Genomic DNA, 20387 nt, shown 5'->3' on the forward strand with positions numbered 1-20387 from the left:
GAGGTGATTATTTAAGCATCGTTTTGGTTCCTGGTATGGCCTTCACATTGACGGTCTCACAGGAAATCTCAGCGCGGACAGATTGCGAAATTTCTAGTTTTAGCAATCCTACGCTTAGCGATGCGTTGCCCTGTTAAGCTTGGCGTCATGACGAACAGAAAAAATGTGGGTCTTATCTTGACCGGAGGCGGGGCGCGTGCAGCTTATCAAGCTGGCGTTCTGGATGCAGTCTCTGCCATTTTGCGGGATGAAGGATGGGCACCAGAGCGGAATCCCTTCGATATCATTTGCGGGACTTCGGCTGGCGCCATTAACGCCACAGCTTTGGCGTGTCGGGCAGATGATTTTGCTGCAGGCGTCCGTAACCTCGTAAAAGTATGGCGTCATTTCAGCGTCGGGCACGTGTATCGGGCCGACTCGTTAAGCGTGTTGCGGTCGGGAGCGCGTTGGCTTTCGTTGCTGTCGTTTGGCTGGTTACTACGACAATGGCACGCACATCCGCCAAGTTCTCTGCTCGACAATACCCCATTGGTGACATTGTTACATCGTTCGTTAGATTTAAAAGGGCTGGATGCTGCGCTGACCAACGGCAGCCTGAAAGCGCTGGCGGTCACGACGTCTTCGTATAGCACCGGTTTGCACACCACCTTTTACCAAAGCGCGCACGAAATACAGTCCTGGACGCGCAGCCAACGGCGTGCGGTGAGGGACCAGATCGGCGTGGAACATTTGCTGGCCTCGGCTGCGATTCCATTTATTTTTCCAGCTATACCCATTTATTGCGAGGGCCAGCGTGAATATTTTGGTGATGGCTCGATGCGGCAACTAGCGCCGATCTCTCCCGCTATTCATCTTGGGGCAAGCAAGGTATTGGTGGTGGGCGCTGGCAGAATGATGCAACCGCCAACCGAGGTCCCGTTATTTCCGCATTATCCGAGTCTGGCGCAAATTGCCGGACATGCGCTATCGAGTATTTTTCTGGACGGCCTCGCCGTCGATATCGAGCGGCTTGAGCGCATCAACCATACGTTATCATTTCTCACTGACGAACAGCGCGAGCAAACGCCGCTGAAGCCGATTGAAATGTTGATTATCTCGCCGTCAGAGCAAATCGACGACATTGCTATTCGCCATATCGGTAGTCTCCCAAAATCCATTCGTGCATTGTTAGGGGGTATAGGAGCGACCGAATTGCGCGGGGCTACGTTGGCGTCTTATTTATTGTTTGAATCCGGTTACACCCGCGAACTCATTCAGATGGGGCAAAAAGATACCTATGCGCGCCGTGAAGATGTGGTGAATTTTTTTGCCGATCAACGGTCGAATGACTGACGAGTCCTGAGAAGCCTGGATGTGGTTCATGTATTCCTTTAAATTTTTGTTTCTGGCAAACCTGTCGGGTCTTTTCCGGTAACGGATGCGCTGTCAGGTGAACACAGAAGAAAAGCATGGAAGTCGAGCGTGGGGCAGGGGTATCGACATTGGCAGAGCATCAGCACACTTTATACGGGATGGTCTTCAAAGTTGATTTGCGCTGATGCGTTGAGTTGGGTTGAGTTGGGTTGATTTGGGTTGATTTGGGTTGATGTAGGCTGACCTGGCCGTATTTGTTTTGGTTTCTGTGGAATCAATGCCGTCAAACTTAGCGCTATTGCTTACTTCGGAAGAAGTTGAACTATGAATAATAAAGCAACATTAAAATTGGCTGATCTTTCCTTTTTTGTCAGGGGTTCGCGAAAAGCGCGATTATTTCCACAGTGGGCGTTGTTCCTTATTGGTTTGTTGTTTGCGGTCCAAGTTTTTGCCCGCAGTCCATTGCTAGTGGATACAATTGCCGTATCGCAACTTCCGGTGGAGGCCCAGCAAACGCTGGTTCTTATCAAGCAAGGAGGACCGTTCCCTTACCCCAAAGATGGCGTCGTGTTTGGAAATTATGAGGGACTTTTGCCAAAACAGAAGCGTGGTTATTACCATGAGTTTACCGTAAAAACGCCGCTATCCAGAGGTCGTGGCGCGCGTCGACTGATCTCGGGCGGAGCGAATGCGTGGGGCGGATTTTATTATACCGACGACCATTATGCTTCTTTCAGGCGCATTAAGGAGTAATCAAGTAAAGATCCAAACCCAGGCTGAGGCTGATTTCAACCTTAAATTGCACCTATCATTGCTTAAGTTGAGGGAAAAATGAGTTTGTTTAAAACTGTGCCGCCAAACGTAGTGCAATCTATTCGTGCATTTCGCGTGACTGAACTACAGGCCGAGGCGGTGCGTCTCGGGCAGCATTTTCTGTACGCATATTGCGCAGAGGCAATGACCAAACAACAGGTGCTTTCAAAGATCGCACAAGCCTTTTATTTTCCTAAGCATTTTGGCAAGAATTTCGATGCGCTTGCCGATTGTTTGACCGATCTTGCTTTCAAGGCTGGTCCGCAGCCAGGTTTCATCATCGTGATTGAACAGTTGCCAAACACGCAAAAATTCGATAAGGAAGCACGAGAAATCTTACTCGACGTATTCCGGGATAGTGCTGAGTTTTGGGCCGAGAAGAAGGTCGCTTTCCGAGTGTTTTACTCTTTTCAGTGATATTACGCGGCAGTGGCGATTGCATTTTTAGTAATAAAAATAAGCAAAAATTGATGAAAACCGCTCCACGGATTCAAGTTGGACGGAAGCGGCAGCTTTGTCTCTTTCTGAGCTATTTCGAGAGGATTTTGCGTGCCATTTTGCATGTCAACGCGCCTAAGATTCTGTGTAGCGGGTACAATGCGCGCCATGAGAAGCATCGTTATCCTTATTTCTGGGCGTGGCAGTAACATGGAAGCCATCGTCCGGGCAGCACAAACTGAACAATGGCCAGCCAAAATTGCTGCTGTTATTAGCAATCGGGTCGATGCCGGTGGTTTGTCCTTTGCCGCTGCGCGAGGCATTCCAACTGCGGTAGTCTCGAATAAAGACTATGCGGACCGCACCCAATTTGATGCCGCGTTACGACGCGAGATAGACCGGTTTTCACCTGATCTGGTCGTACTCGCTGGATTCATGCGAATTTTGACGGCACCGTTTGTACAACACTACGCTGGCAGAATGCTGAATATCCATCCATCCTTATTGCCAAGTTTTACCGGGTTGGCAACACATCTTCAGGCACTGACAATGGGTGTTAAAGTCCATGGGGCTACGGTGCATTTTGTGACCGCAGACCTCGATCATGGTCCGATCGTTTTGCAAGAGGTAGTGCCAGTGACGGATGACGACACGGTGCGCTCGTTAGAAGAGAAAGTGCTGGCGTTGGAACATCAAATGTATCCACGGGCCGTCCGTTGGTTTGTAGAGGGGCGTTTAGTCATCGAAGAAGGACGCGTGTATCAGCGCGCCGTGACGGCACTTGACGTTGATTTTTCAGGCTAGTGCGGGCGTCCTTTGGTTCGCAGCATGTGAAGCATGTAGTCCGATACCAGCAGAACGACGCGACGTAACGATGAGTTTGCCTGAGGCATCAGCAGGAAAAAAGAAGCATAGCAAAAAACCAAAAATTATAGCAATAGCGAAATATCCAAAGTAGGGCATCACACGAAGCGATGCGCTTCAAACAAAATAATTAGTTTTTATGAAAGATTCAACATGAGATTGCCTCCAGCGATCATCGGTCTTACCGAAGAAGTATTGCGCGAAGTTTTACGATTTACCGGCCCGGCCGATGTTACTTTATCCCGTTATTTCCGCGATCATCCAAAGCTCGGTTCACGCGAGCGTGGCGTGGTAGCCGAAGCGGTGTACGGTTTATTGCGAAACAAGCTGGTGTATACCAGCTTTGCTGAATCCGGTAACGGGCCAACGATGCGCCGGATGACTTTGTTGGGTCTGGCAGACGCGGTTGGTGCGGATTCTCTGGGTGGATTATCCGAAGAAGAGGCAGAATGGCTGGCACGCGTTGCTGAAATCGATCGCCGCCTTTTGCCAGCCAACATGCGCGCCAACTTGCCGCAATGGCTTTATGAAAAACTGGTCGCGCGTGATGGTGAAGAGAATACGTTATTGCTTGCGGAAGCCCTAAATACGCCCGCACCGCTCGATTTACGGGTCAATTCGGTCAAGGCCACGCGTGAAGACGTGATTGCGACATTGGCCGAGGCACCGATTCTTTGTGAACCGACGCCGTATGCGCCGCTCGGGTTACGTATAATTAAAAAGCCAAATATTCAAAACTTGTCTGTATTTAAGACTGGCGCCATTGAAGTGCAAGACGAAGGCAGTCAATTGCTGGCGCAAATCGTTGGCGCCAAGCGTGGCGAAATGGTCGTCGATTTCTGTGCCGGAGCCGGTGGGAAAACATTGGCTCTTGGTGCGACCATGCGTAATACCGGGCGCTTGTACGCCTTCGATGTTTCTGAAAAACGGCTCGCTAAGCTCAAGCCCCGTATGGCGCGCAGCGGTCTGTCGAATATCCACCCAGTTCTGATTGCGCATGAGAATGATGCCAAGGTAAAACGCCTGGCTGGCAAAATTGATCGCGTTTTGGTTGATGCGCCGTGTAGTGGTTTGGGCACTTTGCGCCGTAATCCAGACGTTAAATGGCGCCAGACACCAGAAGCCATTGTTGAAATGAACGCCAAGCAAACTGCGATTTTGTCTAGTGCGGCACGCCTGGTCAAATCCGGTGGCCGGTTAGTTTACGGTACGTGTAGTTTGCTGGACGAAGAAAACGAAGCCATTGCAACCCAGTTTCTCGCCACACACGAACATTTTTCTTTAGTGCCGATGAAAGATGTTCTTGCAGAGCAAAAAATTGCGCTGGAAATGGACGACTATCTGAAGCTGTCACCGCATGTGCATCACACTGATGGCTTTTTTGCGGCGGTATTTGTTCGTAAATGACCTGCGGTAATTTCTACGGGGAATGCCTGCGAGCACGCTGCATACACTTGAGTAGCGTTGTAATGTTCAGCGCGATGATGCTCTGCGCGGCTGCGCAGGTTCGGGCCTTTGACTCCCTGCCGCCACGCGAAGTGGCGACAGGTACCTTGCAAGCAGCGTTTTCTCCTTGGGATGATATCGAGGGCCTGATCACGCAAGAGATCACTGGCGCTCGTCACCAAATATTGGTCCAGGCGTATATATTGACCAATCGTCCCATTGCCGCCGCATTAATTGCTGCAAAGCAGCGCGGGGTGGAGGTGCAGATTCTGGTCGATGAGCAACAGCTAAAAAACAATGCTGCGACGCAGGTTGCGCGCTTGGCTGCAGCCAACATTCCGGTTTGGGTTGAGACTAAATACCGTAGCGCCCATAACAAAGTGATCGTGATCGATCCACTGGGCAAAGATGCCGTAGTAATAACTGGAAGCTTCAATTTCACCTGGAGCGCCCAGCATAAAAATGCTGAGAATGTGCTTATTGTGCGAGGCAACCCGCTGTTGGCACGGCGCTACTCCATGAATTGGCAGCGTCACCGTAGCGACGCCAGGAGGCTGCCAGACCTGGCAAAGCAAACAACCAATGTGCCAGATCAAGCAGTGGTTAAGGTTAACACCGCTTCCCCGGCAGTGCTTCAGCCGTAAGTCCGACCCATTCGTACCCATTCCGACTCTTTACCAACAATAATCCCACCTCATCATGCTCGATTTGCTCTCTGATATGGCCGATAACCTCGTACGTAATCTGGCGGCCCCAGGCTTGCTTGTGCAGATTGCAGTGGTGCTTGGCTGTATTGGATTAGGCTGGCTTTGCGCCCGCGCATTGCGGCGCATTTTTGCCGTTGACGATCTTAAGCAACCAGTAATGCAAATTGGGTTGCGCAGTTTTGCCCAAGTATTAACGCCGCTCCTGGCCGTATTGTTTCTTATATTGGCAAAGTTAGTCGCGGCTAAGTGGCAGCAACCAATTAGTTTTTTACGTTTAGCGATTCCACTCATGGCTTCTCTGAGTCTGATGCGGTTTGTCTTTTACGTATTGCGCAGAGTATTTGTCCGTGATCGCGGCGTTAGCACGTTCTTATTGTTATTTGAAAAGGTGCTCGGTACTTTAATTTGGGGCGGCGTTTTATTGTATGTCACCGGTTTGTGGCCGGATTTGGTTGACTATCTTGCAACAACCATCTTGCCGATTGGCCGTCATCAGGTTTCTCTTTTAGCTATATTTCAGGCCTTAATTTCCGTTCTGGTGACATTGATCATCGCTTTATGGGCGGGCGCGACACTTGAGCAACGGCTCATGCGCTTAAACACCATGCACTCTTCATTACGTACGGTAGTGGCGCGAATGGGACGTGCGTTTCTGATATTGGTGGCAGTATTACTGAGTCTCTCTTTAGTTGGCATTGATTTAACCGTTCTGTCTGTATTCGGCGGAGCGCTGGGCGTGGCCCTTGGATTAGGCTTGCAAAAGATAGCGAGCAGCTATGTTTCAGGCTTTGTTATTTTGCTGGAACGTAGTTTGTCTATTGGCGACATGGTTGGGGTGGGGACGTATTACGGAAAAGTAACCCAGATTAACAGCCGCTTTACCGTGTTGGAAGGTTTGGATGGCATAGAGTCGATCGTACCAAACGATGTTTTCATGACCAATGCAGTACAAAATTATTCCTTGAATCACCGGATATTACGTCTGTCGACGCAGGTCACAATTGTGTATCAAGACAACATAGAACAGGTTCTGACGCTTTTGGAAGAAGCTGTTAGCGTTGTTGAACGTGTAACACATGAAATTCTACCGCAAGCGATTTTATTGAAAATCGGTTCGAGCGGTTTAGAGTTAGAGGTCGGATTCTGGATTCTTGATCCCGAGAACGGAAGGCTAAACGTCCTTTCAGATGTAAACCGCGCTATCTGGCGAACGCTGCAAGCGCACAACATAAAAGTGGCGCAGCCGAGAAGCGATTTACGCATGGTCGCGCGCAATAGTCCCGGTGCGGATTCACAACAAGTAGCGCAGATAGATAGTCGGGCGATCGTACCTAATTCCAAAAACATCCTGTAAAGGGAGTAGAATAGGGAGTTAATTTCGGTTAAGTGACTGGTAACTACCCGCGAACTTACCCTCAACTTGTACGAAAGAGCGCCAAGTTCTGCGATAGCGCCATCATTACCTATGGAGGACACTTAGTGTTCAATGCAATTATTGATTTTCTGTCGAATGGTTTAACTGGGGCAACAGCCTGGCAAGTTGTCATTTTTACTCTCGTTGTCACCCACATAACCATCGCTGGTGTCACTATTTATCTGCATCGTTGTCAGGCGCATCGGGCCCTTGACCTACATGCAATCCCAAGTCATTTCTTTAGGTTTTGGCTATGGTTAAGTACGGGTATGGTCACTAAAGAATGGGCGGCGATTCATCGCAAGCACCACGCTAAATGCGAAACCGAAGAAGATCCACATAGCCCGGTGACGCGTGGTATCAAAAAAGTTCTGCTGGAAGGCGCTGAGTTGTATCGCGCTGAGTCTAAGGTGCCTGAAACCATGGAAAAATATGGTCATGGCACGCCTGACGACTGGGTTGAACGTAATCTTTATACTAAGCACAGCGCGTTAGGTATCGTACTGATGCTCTTTATTAACCTGGCCTTGTTCGGCGTCATCGGACTCACCGTGTGGGCCGTGCAAATGTTGTGGATTCCGATTACCGCTGCCGGGATCATTAACGGCATTGGTCACTATTGGGGTTACCGCAACTACGATTGCAACGATGCCGCAACTAACATCATACCGTTTGGTATCCTGATTGGTGGCGAAGAGCTGCACAACAATCATCATACATTTGGTACGTCGGCTAAATTGTCGTCGAAGTGGTATGAGTTTGATATTGGCTGGATGTATATCCGGATGCTTGAAATGGTGGGTCTCGCCAAGGTTAAGAAAATTGCTCCGGCACCGAAATTTAATAGTGCCAAGCTGGTGCCTGATTTGGACACATTGCAGTCTGTTATTGCCAATCGGTATGATGTGATGGCGAAATATGCTAAGTCACTGAAAAGTACATGGCAGGAAGAGCGCGCCCATCTGGCAGGTAAAGCCGCGTTGGAATCGAGCTTTCTTAAATCCGCTAAAAAACTGCTGCAACGTGAGCCAACTAAATTGGAGGCGCCGCAAAAACAACAGCTGACTGAGCTATTCTTGCACAGTAAGGCACTTGAAACCATGCATGAGATGCGGGTCGAGTTGGGTGCCATCTGGGAGCGGTCGCATTTCACCCGGGATCAGTTACTGCATCAGCTGCAGGATTGGTGCGCACGCGCTGAAGCATCCAAGATTAAAGCTTTGGAAGAGTTTTCTTTGCGTCTGCGCAGCTATTCCTGATTTGACGGTAAGGATAAGCAAATAAAAACGGCCTTTTAAGGCCGTTTTTTCATTTCCTTACTACCAGATGAAATCGCATTCCTGGGATAGTTTTCCATAACGGATCGACAAAAGTACCGCGGCAAAATATTCGACGAAGAGTTGAAAACTTTATTTGGTCAACTGCGCGATTTTGCTTTCTTTCATTTTGAGGGAACTGAAATATCGATGGCGTGCCAAACAATGTAGATAGCTGGTTACGTTAAGTGTGCTTTCATATTTAAAGGTGGCATGGTCACCAATCCGATCGATCGATTCCTCTCCTTCTTTTTAGAGAAAACTATGAATCAGTATTTTGACGCTAAACACTATTTTGCATCGGTCTTAATGGCTATCGGGGTGATGCTGTGCACCGGAAATGTTTATGCGCAAACGCTTTCTCTGGATGGCGCCGTCGCTGCCGCATCGCAATGGGCCACACTTGCCGATGCTAATCAGGCGGAGCGTATGTGGGCCGCTAGCGGCCCGATAATGCAAAAAAGCATCAATAAAGAAGATTGGGCAAAATATGTCAGCAATTTACGGAGTGACCTGGGAGCGCTAAATGGCCGCGAGTGGGCAGAAGTCGTGCGCGTGGGCCAGCCAGCAAACTTACCTAAAGGTGATTACGTGAATGTCGTGTTCTCGTCGCGCTTCAGCAAATCGCCAGCAGGAGAGGCGGTGTCAATGATGTACGCAGGCGGGCATTGGATACCGGTTGGCTACGTGGTCCACAAGGTGCAGCCTGCGGGCGCGAATGGATCGCCGCCGGCACCGGCACCTACAAAATAAAGTTTTTCATCAGTACGCGGACCATCCGATTGGCTGTCGGGTAACGCGGCATCATTGCTTACTGCTTACTGCTTACTGCTTCCCGATTCGGCAGATTAAAGACCGCTTTTCGTAGTACGACTTGGGTGCGCACAAGCGCAAAAAAAAAGCCCCGCAAGATAATCTTGCGGGGCTTTTTGTGAGACCGGATCAATTACTTGATCTTTGTCTCTTTATATTCAACGTGCTTACGAACCTTCGGATCGAATTTCATGATCGACATTTTTTCCGGTGTTGTACGCTTGTTTTTTGTAGTCGTGTAGAAGTGACCTGTACCAGCAGTCGATTCTAACTTAATTTTGTCGCGGCCTGATTTCGCCATGATGGTTCCTTTATTCTGCTAGTTAGACTTTTTCGCCACGAGCACGCATATCGACTAAAACGACATCAATGCCGAGTTTGTCAATAACGCGCAAGCCGGCGTTGGAAAGGCGCAGGGAGACCCAGCGGTTTTCTGACTCAACAAAAATACGGCGATTTTGCAGGTTAGGCAAAAAGCGACGTTTTGTCTTGTTGTTTGCATGGGAAACATTGTTGCCGACCATCGGCTTCTTCCCGGTGACTTGGCAGACACGTGCCATGTTTTACTCCTAGATGATTTCCGAAATTGGAAAAAATGAGAGTATATCTAAAAACCTGATGTTTTTCAACCACTTGGCGAAAACAAGTGTGTCTTTTCGTGTTTGTGAAATTTAACAATTTGGCTGACGAAAAATCACATGCGCGGATAGCGCTCGTCGCAGATGTCAGCAAAATAAACAATCAGTGCGGCTAGAGGAGGAGATCCAACCGGATCCGGGAGCCAGGCAGCCCAGGCACGGCCATAGACGGATTGAATTGGATTCACCCGAAGGTAAATTTCGTATTGAGGCCACAGCGATGAGTCATCCTCATTTCATTTAGTGAACGTTTGTATATCTGCTTATAAATAGCCGTGTTCTGCGAAGGAATACACACTCGGTCCCGCCACGACGAAGTGATCCAGCGTGCGCACATCGACTAATTCCAGCGCCTGCTTTAACACCTTGGTTAATTGATGATCCGCTTGGCTCGGCACTGAATTCCCGGAGGGGTGGTTATGTGCCAGGATGACGCTCGCTGCGTTGTGGGCTAGGGCAGCCTTGACCACTTCGCGCGGGTAAACGCTAGTGTGGGTCAACGTACCTTTGAACATTTCGTCTGAGGCTATCAGGCAATTTCGGACATCTAAAAACAACACTACAAACGATTCATAGGGTTTATGGGAAATCAATAATCGCAAATATTGTTTTACGGTGTCAGCAGAATTGAAGCTACGGTCGTCGCGCATTGTTTCGCTAAGCGCCCGGCGCGATAATTCAAGTACTGCCTGTAATTGTGCGAATTTGGCAGGGCCAAGACCATGAATTGCTGAAAAATCACTAAGCGTTGATGAAAACAAGCCGTTTAGCGATCCAAAATGGCGCGTCATGTCGCGAGCAAGGTCAACTGCGCTTTTGCCAGCCACGCCAACCCTTAAAAAAACTGCCAGTAATTCTGCGTCCGAAAGCGCTTCAGGCCCCAATCTAATGAGCCGTTCGCGAGGGCGTTGGTCTAGCGGCCAATCAGTAATAGCCAAAGTAATTTCCCATTAATGAGGTTCGTTAAAATAATATCCAAAATTAGTGCCTGCAATCGATCAACCATGTCGCGATCGTCAGCGATAACAATGGGAACGCTGATCTTTTTTGGTAACCTGCCTTACAATACGGTTCCGACGTTTTGTTTCTCATTTTTCCTTATTCATGACTAACTCCTCCCTCCCAGTAGTAACCGAAGCGTCCTATCTGACCTTGCACTACCGCCTGGCCTCTCAGGCTGGCGATGATATTGTCAGTACATTTAAAGCATCCCCTGCAACGTTGCAATTTGGAATGGGGCAATTGGCACCGTTTCTGGAAAAGTGTTTGCTGGGCCTGCCAGAAGGAACGCACCAAACCTTTGACCTGGCACCTGAGCAAGCCTTCGGTCCGCGTAATCCCGATCTGGTACAACGCGTCTCGCGTGCTACGCTTAAACAGAACTCGCAGTTGGGACACGAATATCGCATTGGCGATTTAGTTGATTTCGCGGCACCCGGAGGTGGAAAATTTGCGGGCGTATTGCGGGAAATTGATGAGGAAAGTGCATTATTTGATTTCAATCATCCGTTAGCTGGTCAACAGGTACAGTTTGAAGTAAAAATTATCGGTATTTTGTAACAGCGGCATCAAGTTAAGTAACTTGCGCAGGATTGTTAAAATCACATGTTTTGGTGGGTCATATAATGGATAAAGAAATTTTGTTGGCGCAACCGCGCGGATTTTGCGCCGGGGTCGATCGTGCGATTGAAATAGTTGAACGCGCGCTAATACAGTTTGGCGCGCCTATTTATGTGCGACACGAGATCGTGCATAACGCTTATGTGGTTGCCGACTTGCGTGAAAAAGGTGCCGTTTTCATCGAAGAGCTGGCCGACGTTCCACGCGGTAATACCGTAATTTTCTCTGCACACGGTGTGTCCAAGGCGGTCCAGGCCGAGGCTGAACTGCGCGGACTTAAAGTATTTGATGCAACCTGTCCGCTAGTCACCAAAGTACATATAGAAGTCGCCAAAATGCGCCGGGAAGGTCGAGAAATTATCATGATCGGCCACGATGGGCATCCAGAGGTGGAAGGCACGATGGGCCAGACAGATCAGGGAATGCATCTGGTCGAAACGGTCAGCGATGTTGAGAATCTTAATGTTACGGACCCTGAAATGTTGTCATACGTGTCGCAGACAACATTGTCCGTGGACGACACGGCCGATGTGATCGCCGCGCTTAAACGTAAGTATCCACATATTACCGAGCCAAAAAAAGGCGACATCTGTTACGCGACCACTAATCGCCAGCAAGCCGTTAAGTTTATGGCGCCGCAAGTCGATGTTGTCATTGTGGTGGGAAGTCCTAACAGTTCGAACTCTAATCGTTTGCGGGAAGTTGCCGAAAAAATGGGTACGGTGGCTTATATGGTCGATAACGCGTCCCAGATCGATCCGGCATGGTTGCAGGATCGACCGCGGATCGGCTTGACCGCTGGCGCTTCTGCTCCGGAAATTCTGGTACAGGCAGTCATTGATCGGTTGAAGGAGTGCGGAGCAAAAAGTGTTCGCCCGCTTGATGGCGTTGAGGAAAACGTAACGTTTCCGATGCCGAAAGGCCTAAGCCGTGTGGAAAATGCGAAGGAATCATAAACCTTTTCTGCGGAGTTATTCAGCGTCGTCCTCCACGTTCTCACCCCGGGTGATAATTATTTACGTCTTTTTTTGCGCGATTTAGGAATACGTCCGCTGTTCCCGCTGCCATGTTTTTTTCACAAAGCCGTCAGCCACGGTTGCGGTATTTAAAAACCTCGTGATTTTATACCGAGGTTTTTTTGTGAGGAGAAGTGCTTTTTACAATAGGAGACGGAATAAAATTCAGGGGACGGGCCACTTTTCCATGAATAGTTTTTTCCTTTCCTCGTTATCATGGCGGCGTCTGACAAAGACTGTCGGCTGGCACTGCATCTTTCGTTACCGCTTGGAAATGTGGAAACTACTGATGCGCGCGCCACCGCGCAGTCACTATAATGCGCTCGTTTTTAGGTCATTTAGAGTTACCATAAATGTTTTAAAAATGGCAAATAATAGGTCACGGATGGTTTCGAGAGGAGATTAAAACCAATACTTCCGCTCATACTCCTCATGCTTAAGCCCTCCAAACGCTCATGCTCGAAACCAGTTAGGCAACTGTGTCACTCGTGGTTATAATCGCCCTGTTATGGTGCCTGTTGGTGTCAAGTGTCGATGAATGCACCAAGTAGGTGTTGGGTGAAAAGTGAGTGTTAAAAAAAAAATATTTTAAGAAAAATGAATCAGGAGACAACTATTATGTGCATTTCTAAAATTGCCTACAGTCCGACCATACAAAATTTTCTTTCCGCTCACTTTAGCTAATTAATCTAAATATCTCGATGGCACGCCGGTTTTTCAGGGTGCCGTTTTTGTATCTGGAATGGTTTTTGCTAAATGGATGAACAGCACCTTGCGAGGGATCTTTGCCATGTCAGATGGTAGGGAGCTGAATTGAATCGAATCACATCAAGAATAAGGAAATCATGGATACCTTCATCCAACAAATTATCAATGGCTTAGTGCTGGGAAGCATGTATGCCTTGATCGCGCTGGGTTACACAATGGTGTATGGCGTTTTGAATCTCATCAATTTCGCCCATGGCGATATCTTAATGATAGGTGCAATGGTTGGTCTGTCGATCCTAAAATTGGTCCAGGCTTACGTGCCCGATTTGCCGGGCATCGTCAAACTCATGATCGCTATCGCGGGTGCGATCCCGGTCTGTGTAATAGTCAATCTGGTCATTGAGCGGATCGCCTATCGGCCATTACGCAATGCGCCGCGATTGGCCCCATTGATTACCGCGATCGGCGTTTCCATTTTGTTGCAGACTTTTGCGATGATGATTTGGGGTCGCAGTCCGTTGCCAATGCCGCAAGTCATGCCTTCTGATCCGGTACATATTCTGGGCGCGTTGATTTCCCCGACACAAATCATGTTGCTGATATTGGCGACGGTCGCCATGGTCGGGCTGGTGTTGCTGGTGGAAAAAACTAAAATGGGACGCGCCATGCGCGCTACCGCTGAGAATCCACGGGTGGCCGGCTTGATGGGCGTCGATTCAAATCGCGTCATTGTCATGACGTTTGCAATCGGCGCTGCGCTGGCGGCCGTAGCAGGTGTGATGTGGGGTGCCAACTATTCGTCGGCGCAATTTGCAATGGGTTTTGTGCCTGGCTTAAAGGCGTTCTCGGCGGCAGTTCTAGGCGGGATCGGTAATATCTACGGCGCTATGCTAGGCGGTATTTTGTTGGGCTTGATTGAGAGCCTGGGTGCTGGTTACATCGGTGATCTGACGGGTAATTTCCTGGGCAGTAATTACCAGGATATTTTTGCGTTCATCGTACTGATCATCGTACTGACCCTTCGTCCGTCCGGCATCATGGGCGAACGTGTGGCCGATCGAGCTTAACCGGGACAGGAGAGACTTATGGCTAATTATTTCGATACGAAAAAAAATCCGGCGAAAGCCTATGGCAGTCTGGCCGTTCTTGCGGTATTTCTGGTGGCGTTCCCCTTCGTGGCGGCCATGTACGGAAACTCATGGGTGCGTATCATGGACTTCGCGCTGCTCTACATCATGCTCGCGCTGGGGCTGAATATTGTGGTCGGTTTTGCCGGTCTGCTCGATTTGGGCTATATCGCGTTTTATGCGATTGGCGCCTACATGACCGGATTGTTGGCATCGCCGCAATTTGCGTCGGTGCTGGAATCCTTCGTTAATACCTACCCTGCGGTTGGAAACTTTCTGGTGATGGTATGTGGACCGGAAATCACCCAAAACGGCATACACCTGTCGCTATGGGTAATCGTGCCGCTCGGTGCCGCGCTGGCTGGTTTGTTCGGTGCAATTCTGGGCGCGCCAACACTCAAGTTGCGTGGTGATTATCTGGCGATCGTGACGCTCGGCTTCGGTGAAATTATTCGGATCTTCATGAACAATCTGAATGCACCGGTGAATATTACCAATGGTCCGCAAGGGATCAATCTGATTGACCCGATTCATATTTTTGGGGTCTCTCTGGCTGGTGCGCGTGGCTCCAATGCGACTGTTTATTTTGGTGGTTTCGGCATGCCCTCGGTCAATGCGTACTACTTTCTGTTCCTGTTCCTGTGTATTGCGATCATCTTTATCACCGTCCGCTTGCAACATTCACGCCTCGGGCGCGCCTGGGTAGCTATTCGTGAAGACGAAATTGCTGCCAAGGCAATGGGTATCAACACGCGTAACGTCAAGCTGCTGGCATTTGCGATGGGGGCATCGTTTGCCGGCGTTGCCGGTGCGATGTTTGCCTCATTCCAGGGTTTCGTATCCCCCGAGTCGTTTTCTTTAACCGAATCAATTGCTGTGCTGGCGATGGTGGTATTAGGCGGTATGGGGCACATCCCGGGCGTCGTACTGGGTGCCGTTTTGCTGTCGGCATTACCGGAAGTATTACGCCACACGGTCGAACCGGTTCAGATGGCAATCTTCGGCAAAGTTTTGATAGATGCCGAAGTATTGCGTCAATTGTTATATGGCCTTGCAATGGTTGTGATTATGTTGACCCGTCCTTCCGGGTTGTGGCCTGCGCCAAAACACGAAGACCGACCTGATACCGATGTTGATAAACCTGCGAAGTCAGCCGACGTCGTGGCGGCCTAAGGAGATCTCATGAGCGAACAAATTATTCTGAACATCTCCGGCGTCAATAAGCGATTTGGCGGTCTGCAAGCATTGTCTGAAGTGAGTATCAAGATTTTAAAGGGCCAGATTTATGGTCTGATCGGTCCTAACGGCGCCGGCAAGACGACGTTATTCAATGTGATTACCGGTTTGTACCAGCCGGATACGGGCTCATTTGAATTGTCCGGTAAGCCATATTCCCCTTCGGCACCGCATGAGGTGGCGAAGGCGGGAATTGCGCGTACTTTCCAGAATATTCGTCTGTTTGGGGAAATGACCGCACTCGAAAATGTCATGGTCGGTTGTCACGTTCGCAGTCATCAAGGCGTATTCGGGGCAGTCTTCAAGCATCCTGCGGCGCGTCGCGAAGAGGCGGGAATCCGTGCACGCTCGATGGCTTTGCTGGAGTTTGTAGGTATCGCACGTTTTGCAGATCGCACCTCGCGTCACCTTTCTTACGGTGATCAACGCCGTCTGGAGATTGCCCGAGCGCTGGCGACCGAACCACAATTGCTGGCATTGGATGAACCCGCCGCCGGTATGAACGCCACGGAAAAGCTGGCTTTGCGTGAACTCCTGGTCAAAATCAAGAATGAAGGAAAAACCATTTTGTTGATCGAACACGACGTCAAACTGATGATGGGGCTATGCGATCGCATGACAGTGCTGGATTATGGCAAGCCGATTGCAGAAGGTCTGCCCGCCGACATTCAAAAAAATCCAGCAGTGATTGAAGCATACTTGGGAGGTGGTCACTAATGGCTGAGAATATTCTGCGCGTTGAGGGCCTGAAAGTCGCATACGGTGGTATTAAAGCCGTAAAGGGCATTGATCTCGAAGTGAATAAGGGCGAGTTGGTGACCTTGATTGGTGCCAACGGTGCCGGTAAAACCACGACGCTGAAAGCGATTACCGGCACTTTGCCGAATTGTAAAGTAGAAGGGTCGCTGCATTATCTCGGGCAGGCGATCAAAGGAAATCATTCATTCGATTTGGTGAAGAAAAATCTGGCAATGGTGCCGGAAGGTCGGGGGGTCTTTACCCGCATGAGCATTCATGAAAATTTGTTGATGGGTGCTTATATCCGTGACGACAAAGCCGCTATCGCTGCGGACATCGACAAATGGTTCGGTGTGTTTCCTCGACTGAAAGAGCGCTCGGCGCAAATGGCAGGGACATTATCGGGCGGTGAACAACAAATGCTTGCCATGGCGCGCGCGCTAATGAGTCATCCAACTCTGTTGTTGCTGGATGAGCCATCAATGGGATTGTCCCCAATCATGGTCGAGAAGATTTTTGAGGTCATTCGCAATGTATCGGCACAAGGCATCACGATTCTGCTGGTTGAGCAGAACGCGAAGCTGGCATTGGAAGCCGCACATCGCGGGTATGTGATGGATTCTGGACTTGTCACGATGAGCGGTAATGCCAAAGACATGCTGAACGATCCGAAGGTTCAGGCAGCTTATCTGGGCGAAGGTTAGTACGGAGGCTTGTCCTGTGCAAGCCAATGTTTAACTAAGGAAATAAATAAAAAAGTAGCAATAAAAAAGGAGCCTGAGGCTCCTTTTTTATTGCTCGCTAGTCAGTTCGGCGTTTACAGTGCGGTTAGCAGTCAGGCAACGCATGCAGCCTTATAAGCCAACTTAAACAACCTAAATAATGGCGTTCTGATCCGATGCCGACTGCGATTGATGTTGTTTGAAGTCTTTTACATCTGCGGCTGCCTCTGCAGGCATCGCGCTTATGTCGCCAGGCGTGGTCACAGGCGCTTGCGTTACAACGTGCACAGGGCGTTTAGGCGCGAAGTTCGGGACTACGCCGCCACGGGAGGAAACATTCTTTCCGGTAGCAACGTCTTGCAGGCGACGATACTCTGCAAGCACACGATTGCCGTACCCGCCGTCATTGTCAAAAGCCGCAGCACCGACATAGCGTTTCAGACCTGCTTCGACGGAGCCGCCCTGATTCACATAATCCTTAAGGATAAGTGATCCGACCTTGATGTTGGCGGCTGGATTTAACGCTGCCTTGACGCCGCCAAAATTCTCAAATTTTTCTTGATGAACTTTTGACATTACCTGCATCAATCCTTGCGCCCCGACCGGACTTTCGGCAAACGGATTCAAACCGGATTCGATCGCCATCACGGCTAGAATCAGGAGCGGATCAAGTTTGGTTTCCTTGGCGGTCTTGTAGGCGGTACTGACAAACATATTGGTAGCATCACCCGCTACGCGATAGCGTTTCGACAACCAGCTGGTCACCCACTGCTGTTGATGTACGTCGGACGCTTTTACTACAGGGCTTTTCACGTTGACCGTGTGTGCTTGATTCTTGGCCTGAACAGCTGCCTGATTGGACGGGCTCTGAGCAATGGTCTCAGCGATTGCCGCCAGGTTGTTGGCGGTTCGTGTTTCCATCGCCACGCGCTCACTCGTGGTGACCGTATCGGTCATCGCTAGTGCGGGAAGCGCGGAGGGTGCTGAACTGCTCACTGGCACCGACGACGGCATAAATGAGGAGAGGCCTTTAAAATCGGCGGCCAGCTCCGGTTTTGCAACTAAAGCGGTTATGCCGATAACGGAGATCAGGCCAACCACTAAAACAGCCATTCCAGCTACGCCGGTGGTGTCAAGTACGTTACTTACGGTGCTGCGGACAGTTGATAATGCATTTGTTGTCAGATTGGCAGATTGACTACCTAATTGTTTTACAACGTCTAACGGTGTTTGCTGGGGGCCGACTCTGACCCTCGTAGTTCCTACTTTTATTGATCGTGCTAACAAATTGAACCTCCTGTATCGTTGCGGTGCATGCAGTGGCCCAAATGGGCGCATAAGCCAAAACAGAGGCTAAATCCTGCATTGCAACGTAATCAATATCGCTTGGCGCTTCCTAGAGCCTGCAAAGGCTCCTACTGCTATGTGGCGCAAAACAACGTTTTGTTTGCAGTCGACTGGTGGTGAAGGAAATCACATTCGGTTTAATGTGCCAACCAGTTGCAAACAAATTTTTGGGGAAGGCTGGTGCCTTTTAAAACATTCCTTAAAATATCATTCTTTTAAATGACATTTGGGACCCCAATCCCGTGTGTGGTGAAAGCTGAAATGTGATAGAAAAGCGGTTTTATTCGCCTTTAAGATCACTTGGACTGCCGCGCATTGTAGGAGGCGTTTTATATCAAGTCAACACTATAAAACATTAATTCTATTACTTTTAAATCTAACGATGTTGGGTATGTGGAGGTAAAAGTCAATAGAATCAATGGCTTGGCTTAAATTCTTAAATAGTCGGCTTCACAATTGGAAACACTCAAAACCCATGAAATATACTGATTTACGTGATTTTATTGTCAAGTTGGAGCAGTTAGGAGAATTAAAGCGGGTTTCGGTCCCCGTTTCTCCGATATTGGAAATGACCGAAATATGTGACCGGACCCTGCGGGCGGCCGGACCGGCGTTGCTGTTTGAGAGCCCTACAGGCCATTCAATACCTGTTCTGGGCAATCTGTTCGGTACCCCGCGCCGCGTGGCGTTAGGCATGGGGGTGGACGACGTCAGTGAGTTGCGTCGGATTGGTCATGTGTTGGCGCGCTTGAAAGAGCCGGAACCGCCGAAGGATTTTAAAGATTTATTGGGGCTCGGTTCGTTAGTGAAATCGCTTTGGGACATGGCTCCCAAAGAGCGTCGTTCAGCGCCTTGTCAAGAAATAGTATGGGAAGGAAATGATGTCGATCTGGCTAAATTGCCGATCCAGCATTGCTGGCCGGGTGATGCTGCCCGCCTTATTACATGGGGCCTGGTGATTACCAAAGGCCCACACAAAAAACGTCAGAATCTGGGTATCTATCGGCAACAAGTCATTGCTAGAAATAAGGTAATTATGCGTTGGCTGGCACATCGGGGTGGCGCGCTGGACTTTCGTGAGCATGCGATTGCGACGGGTGGCAAGCCGTATCCGATCGCGGTCGCACTGGGGGCCGACCCTGCTACTATATTAGGTGCCGTAACCCCGGTCCCGGATAGCTTGTCTGAATATCAGTTTGCAGGGTTGTTGCGCGGCAGTCGTACCGAACTGGTGAAAGCAATTGGATCTGAACTACGTGTCCCTGCTTCGGCAGAAATCGTGCTTGAAGGTCATATCAATCCTGATCCCAATCATCCTTCTGGCTACGAGATGGCGCTGGAAGGGCCGTTTGGAGATCACACTGGCTATTACAACGAGCAAGATTATTTCCCGGTGTTCACGATCGATCGCATTACGATGCGGCCATCGCCGATTTATCACTCCACTTATACCGGCAAGCCACCGGATGAACCAGCGGTGTTGGGTGTAGCGTTGAATGAAGTGTTTATTCCGTTATTGCAAAAGCAGTTTTCTGAAATTATCGATTTCTATTTACCGCCCGAAGGATGTAGTTACCGGATGGCCGTAGTGCAAATTAAAAAGGCCTACGCCGGTCATGCCAAACGGGTGATGTTTGGTGTGTGGAGCTTCTTGCGGCAGTTCATGTATACCAAGTTTATTATCGTGGTTGATGAGGACGTTAATATCCGTGACTGGAATGAAGTCATTTGGGCCATTACAACAAGAGTTGATCCTCTTCGCGACACCACTTTGGTCGATAATACGCCGATAGATTATCTGGACTTCGCTTCCCCGGTCAGTGGTTTGGGCAGCAAGATGGGAATTGATGCGACGAATAAATGGCCGGGCGAAACGACGCGAGAGTGGGGTACCACTATTTCGATGACGAAAGAAGTGAAAGCACGTGTGGATCAGATCTGGCAAGAGTTAGGCTTATAGCGAAGTGAGGGCGCGCCGATAATGCAGACTTTATCGTTGATGCCTCCAATGCATTTTTTGATGAATTGGAGGCTGTGATGCGAAAAAAAAAGGTGCCATTCGTCGGTGATG

General features: G+C 49.4%; 20 protein-coding genes. 16 read left to right on the plus strand and 4 right to left on the minus strand.

All coding sequences use genetic code 11. The features are described 5' to 3' along the window. Positions 1-147: 147 nt before the first annotated feature. The 9 genes from JQN73_RS15355 to JQN73_RS15395 all read left to right on the plus strand — a co-directional run bounded on the left by JQN73_RS15355 (position 148) and on the right by JQN73_RS15395 (position 9104). On the plus strand, positions 148-1332 hold the full coding sequence (locus JQN73_RS15355; protein ID WP_205319725.1) for a patatin-like phospholipase family protein: 1185 nt from the start codon (positions 148-150) through the stop codon (positions 1330-1332). Between the two features lie 345 nt (positions 1333-1677). Next, entirely contained in the window at positions 1678-2106 is a 429-nt protein-coding gene (locus tag JQN73_RS15360) for a ribonuclease domain-containing protein (protein WP_205319726.1), read from the plus strand. A 78-nt stretch (positions 2107-2184) separates the two neighbouring features. Continuing rightward, entirely contained in the window at positions 2185-2583 is a 399-nt protein-coding gene (locus JQN73_RS15365) for a barstar family protein (RefSeq protein WP_205319727.1), read from the plus strand. 189 nt (positions 2584-2772) lie between these two features. Then, complete coding sequence (gene purN, locus JQN73_RS15370; protein WP_205319728.1) at positions 2773-3408, plus strand: phosphoribosylglycinamide formyltransferase; 636 nt, start codon at positions 2773-2775, stop codon at positions 3406-3408. Between the two features lie 213 nt (positions 3409-3621). Further along, positions 3622-4875 carry an RsmB/NOP family class I SAM-dependent RNA methyltransferase gene (locus JQN73_RS15375; RefSeq protein WP_205319729.1) on the plus strand — a complete coding sequence of 418 codons (1254 nt, stop codon included), beginning with the start codon at positions 3622-3624 and terminating at the stop codon, positions 4873-4875. Between the two features lie 47 nt (positions 4876-4922). Next, positions 4923-5558 carry a phospholipase D family protein gene (locus JQN73_RS15380; RefSeq protein ID WP_240162285.1) on the plus strand — a complete coding sequence of 212 codons (636 nt, stop codon included), beginning with the start codon at positions 4923-4925 and terminating at the stop codon, positions 5556-5558. A gap of 55 nt (positions 5559-5613) precedes the next feature. Next, the gene (locus JQN73_RS15385; protein WP_205319731.1) at positions 5614-6975 is read left to right on the plus strand and encodes a mechanosensitive ion channel family protein; all 1362 of its coding nucleotides are present in this window, start codon (positions 5614-5616) and stop codon (positions 6973-6975) included. A 125-nt stretch (positions 6976-7100) separates the two neighbouring features. Continuing rightward, entirely contained in the window at positions 7101-8294 is a 1194-nt protein-coding gene (locus tag JQN73_RS15390) for an acyl-CoA desaturase (RefSeq protein WP_205319732.1), read from the plus strand. Positions 8295-8615: 321 nt separating this feature from the next. Next, positions 8616-9104, plus strand: a complete 489-nt coding sequence (locus tag JQN73_RS15395) for a DUF4019 domain-containing protein (protein WP_205319733.1) — start codon at positions 8616-8618, stop codon at positions 9102-9104. Positions 9105-9297: 193 nt separating this feature from the next. Here the strand turns inward: JQN73_RS15395 and rpmG are convergent, their stop codons facing one another. The 3 genes from rpmG to radC all read right to left on the minus strand — a co-directional run bounded on the left by rpmG (position 9298) and on the right by radC (position 10740). Next, a complete protein-coding gene (gene rpmG / locus JQN73_RS15400; RefSeq protein WP_009667251.1) occupies positions 9298-9465 on the minus strand; it encodes a 50S ribosomal protein L33 in 168 nt (55 codons plus the stop codon). 22 nt (positions 9466-9487) lie between these two features. After that, positions 9488-9724 (minus strand): 50S ribosomal protein L28, encoded by a 237-nt coding sequence (gene rpmB / locus JQN73_RS15405; RefSeq protein WP_168056908.1) that lies wholly within the window; start codon positions 9722-9724, stop codon positions 9488-9490. 341 nt (positions 9725-10065) lie between these two features. Continuing rightward, a complete protein-coding gene (radC, locus tag JQN73_RS15410; RefSeq protein ID WP_205319734.1) occupies positions 10066-10740 on the minus strand; it encodes a DNA repair protein RadC in 675 nt (224 codons plus the stop codon). A 166-nt stretch (positions 10741-10906) separates the two neighbouring features. On the opposite strand from radC, the gene JQN73_RS15415 reads away from it, so the two are divergent. The 6 genes from JQN73_RS15415 to JQN73_RS15440 all read left to right on the plus strand — a co-directional run bounded on the left by JQN73_RS15415 (position 10907) and on the right by JQN73_RS15440 (position 16951). Then, positions 10907-11362 carry a peptidylprolyl isomerase gene (locus tag JQN73_RS15415; RefSeq protein ID WP_205319735.1) on the plus strand — a complete coding sequence of 152 codons (456 nt, stop codon included), beginning with the start codon at positions 10907-10909 and terminating at the stop codon, positions 11360-11362. A gap of 65 nt (positions 11363-11427) precedes the next feature. Further along, positions 11428-12378, plus strand: coding sequence for a 4-hydroxy-3-methylbut-2-enyl diphosphate reductase (gene ispH / locus JQN73_RS15420; RefSeq protein WP_205319736.1), 951 nt, complete (start codon positions 11428-11430; stop codon positions 12376-12378). Positions 12379-13283: 905 nt separating this feature from the next. Beyond that, positions 13284-14213 carry a branched-chain amino acid ABC transporter permease gene (locus JQN73_RS15425; protein WP_205319737.1) on the plus strand — a complete coding sequence of 310 codons (930 nt, stop codon included), beginning with the start codon at positions 13284-13286 and terminating at the stop codon, positions 14211-14213. A gap of 18 nt (positions 14214-14231) precedes the next feature. Next, entirely contained in the window at positions 14232-15446 is a 1215-nt protein-coding gene (locus JQN73_RS15430) for an ABC transporter ATP-binding protein (protein ID WP_205319738.1), read from the plus strand. Between the two features lie 9 nt (positions 15447-15455). Next, positions 15456-16226, plus strand: a complete 771-nt coding sequence (locus JQN73_RS15435) for an ABC transporter ATP-binding protein (protein ID WP_205319739.1) — start codon at positions 15456-15458, stop codon at positions 16224-16226. Then, on the plus strand, positions 16226-16951 hold the full coding sequence (locus tag JQN73_RS15440) for an ABC transporter ATP-binding protein (protein ID WP_205319740.1): 726 nt from the start codon (positions 16226-16228) through the stop codon (positions 16949-16951). Before JQN73_RS15435 ends, JQN73_RS15440 begins: the two co-directional genes overlap by 1 nt. Positions 16952-17122: 171 nt before the next feature. Here JQN73_RS15440 and JQN73_RS15445 read toward each other — a convergent pair whose 3' ends face one another. Beyond that, the gene (locus JQN73_RS15445; RefSeq protein WP_240162286.1) at positions 17123-18256 is read right to left on the minus strand and encodes a lytic transglycosylase domain-containing protein; all 1134 of its coding nucleotides are present in this window, start codon (positions 18254-18256) and stop codon (positions 17123-17125) included. Between the two features lie 535 nt (positions 18257-18791). Here JQN73_RS15445 and ubiD point away from each other — a divergent pair. After that, entirely contained in the window at positions 18792-20276 is a 1485-nt protein-coding gene (gene ubiD / locus JQN73_RS15450) for a 4-hydroxy-3-polyprenylbenzoate decarboxylase (protein WP_205319741.1), read from the plus strand. The last annotated feature ends 111 nt before the right edge of the window (positions 20277-20387 follow it).

This window comes from Glaciimonas sp. PAMC28666, assembly GCF_016917355.1.
Classification (GTDB): domain Bacteria; phylum Pseudomonadota; class Gammaproteobacteria; order Burkholderiales; family Burkholderiaceae_D; genus Glaciimonas.

Excerpts from the sequence above, each read along its gene's own strand:
- JQN73_RS15355 (WP_205319725.1), top strand. The coding sequence starts at position 148 with ATGACGAACAGAAAAAATGTGGGTCTTATCTTGACCGGAGGCGGGGCG.
- JQN73_RS15360 (WP_205319726.1), top strand. The coding sequence starts at position 1,678 with ATGAATAATAAAGCAACATTAAAATTGGCTGATCTTTCCTTTTTTGTC.
- JQN73_RS15365 (WP_205319727.1), top strand. The coding sequence starts at position 2,185 with ATGAGTTTGTTTAAAACTGTGCCGCCAAACGTAGTGCAATCTATTCGT.
- purN (WP_205319728.1), top strand. The coding sequence starts at position 2,773 with ATGAGAAGCATCGTTATCCTTATTTCTGGGCGTGGCAGTAACATGGAA.
- JQN73_RS15375 (WP_205319729.1), top strand. The coding sequence starts at position 3,622 with ATGAGATTGCCTCCAGCGATCATCGGTCTTACCGAAGAAGTATTGCGC.
- JQN73_RS15385 (WP_205319731.1), top strand. The coding sequence starts at position 5,614 with ATGCTCGATTTGCTCTCTGATATGGCCGATAACCTCGTACGTAATCTG.
- JQN73_RS15395 (WP_205319733.1), top strand. The coding sequence starts at position 8,616 with ATGAATCAGTATTTTGACGCTAAACACTATTTTGCATCGGTCTTAATG.
- rpmG (WP_009667251.1), bottom strand. The coding sequence starts at position 9,465 with ATGGCGAAATCAGGCCGCGACAAAATTAAGTTAGAATCGACTGCTGGT.
- rpmB (WP_168056908.1), bottom strand. The coding sequence starts at position 9,724 with ATGGCACGTGTCTGCCAAGTCACCGGGAAGAAGCCGATGGTCGGCAAC.
- JQN73_RS15415 (WP_205319735.1), top strand. The coding sequence starts at position 10,907 with ATGACTAACTCCTCCCTCCCAGTAGTAACCGAAGCGTCCTATCTGACC.
- ispH (WP_205319736.1), top strand. The coding sequence starts at position 11,428 with ATGGATAAAGAAATTTTGTTGGCGCAACCGCGCGGATTTTGCGCCGGG.
- JQN73_RS15425 (WP_205319737.1), top strand. The coding sequence starts at position 13,284 with ATGGATACCTTCATCCAACAAATTATCAATGGCTTAGTGCTGGGAAGC.
- JQN73_RS15430 (WP_205319738.1), top strand. The coding sequence starts at position 14,232 with ATGGCTAATTATTTCGATACGAAAAAAAATCCGGCGAAAGCCTATGGC.
- JQN73_RS15435 (WP_205319739.1), top strand. The coding sequence starts at position 15,456 with ATGAGCGAACAAATTATTCTGAACATCTCCGGCGTCAATAAGCGATTT.
- JQN73_RS15440 (WP_205319740.1), top strand. The coding sequence starts at position 16,226 with ATGGCTGAGAATATTCTGCGCGTTGAGGGCCTGAAAGTCGCATACGGT.
- ubiD (WP_205319741.1), top strand. The coding sequence starts at position 18,792 with ATGAAATATACTGATTTACGTGATTTTATTGTCAAGTTGGAGCAGTTA.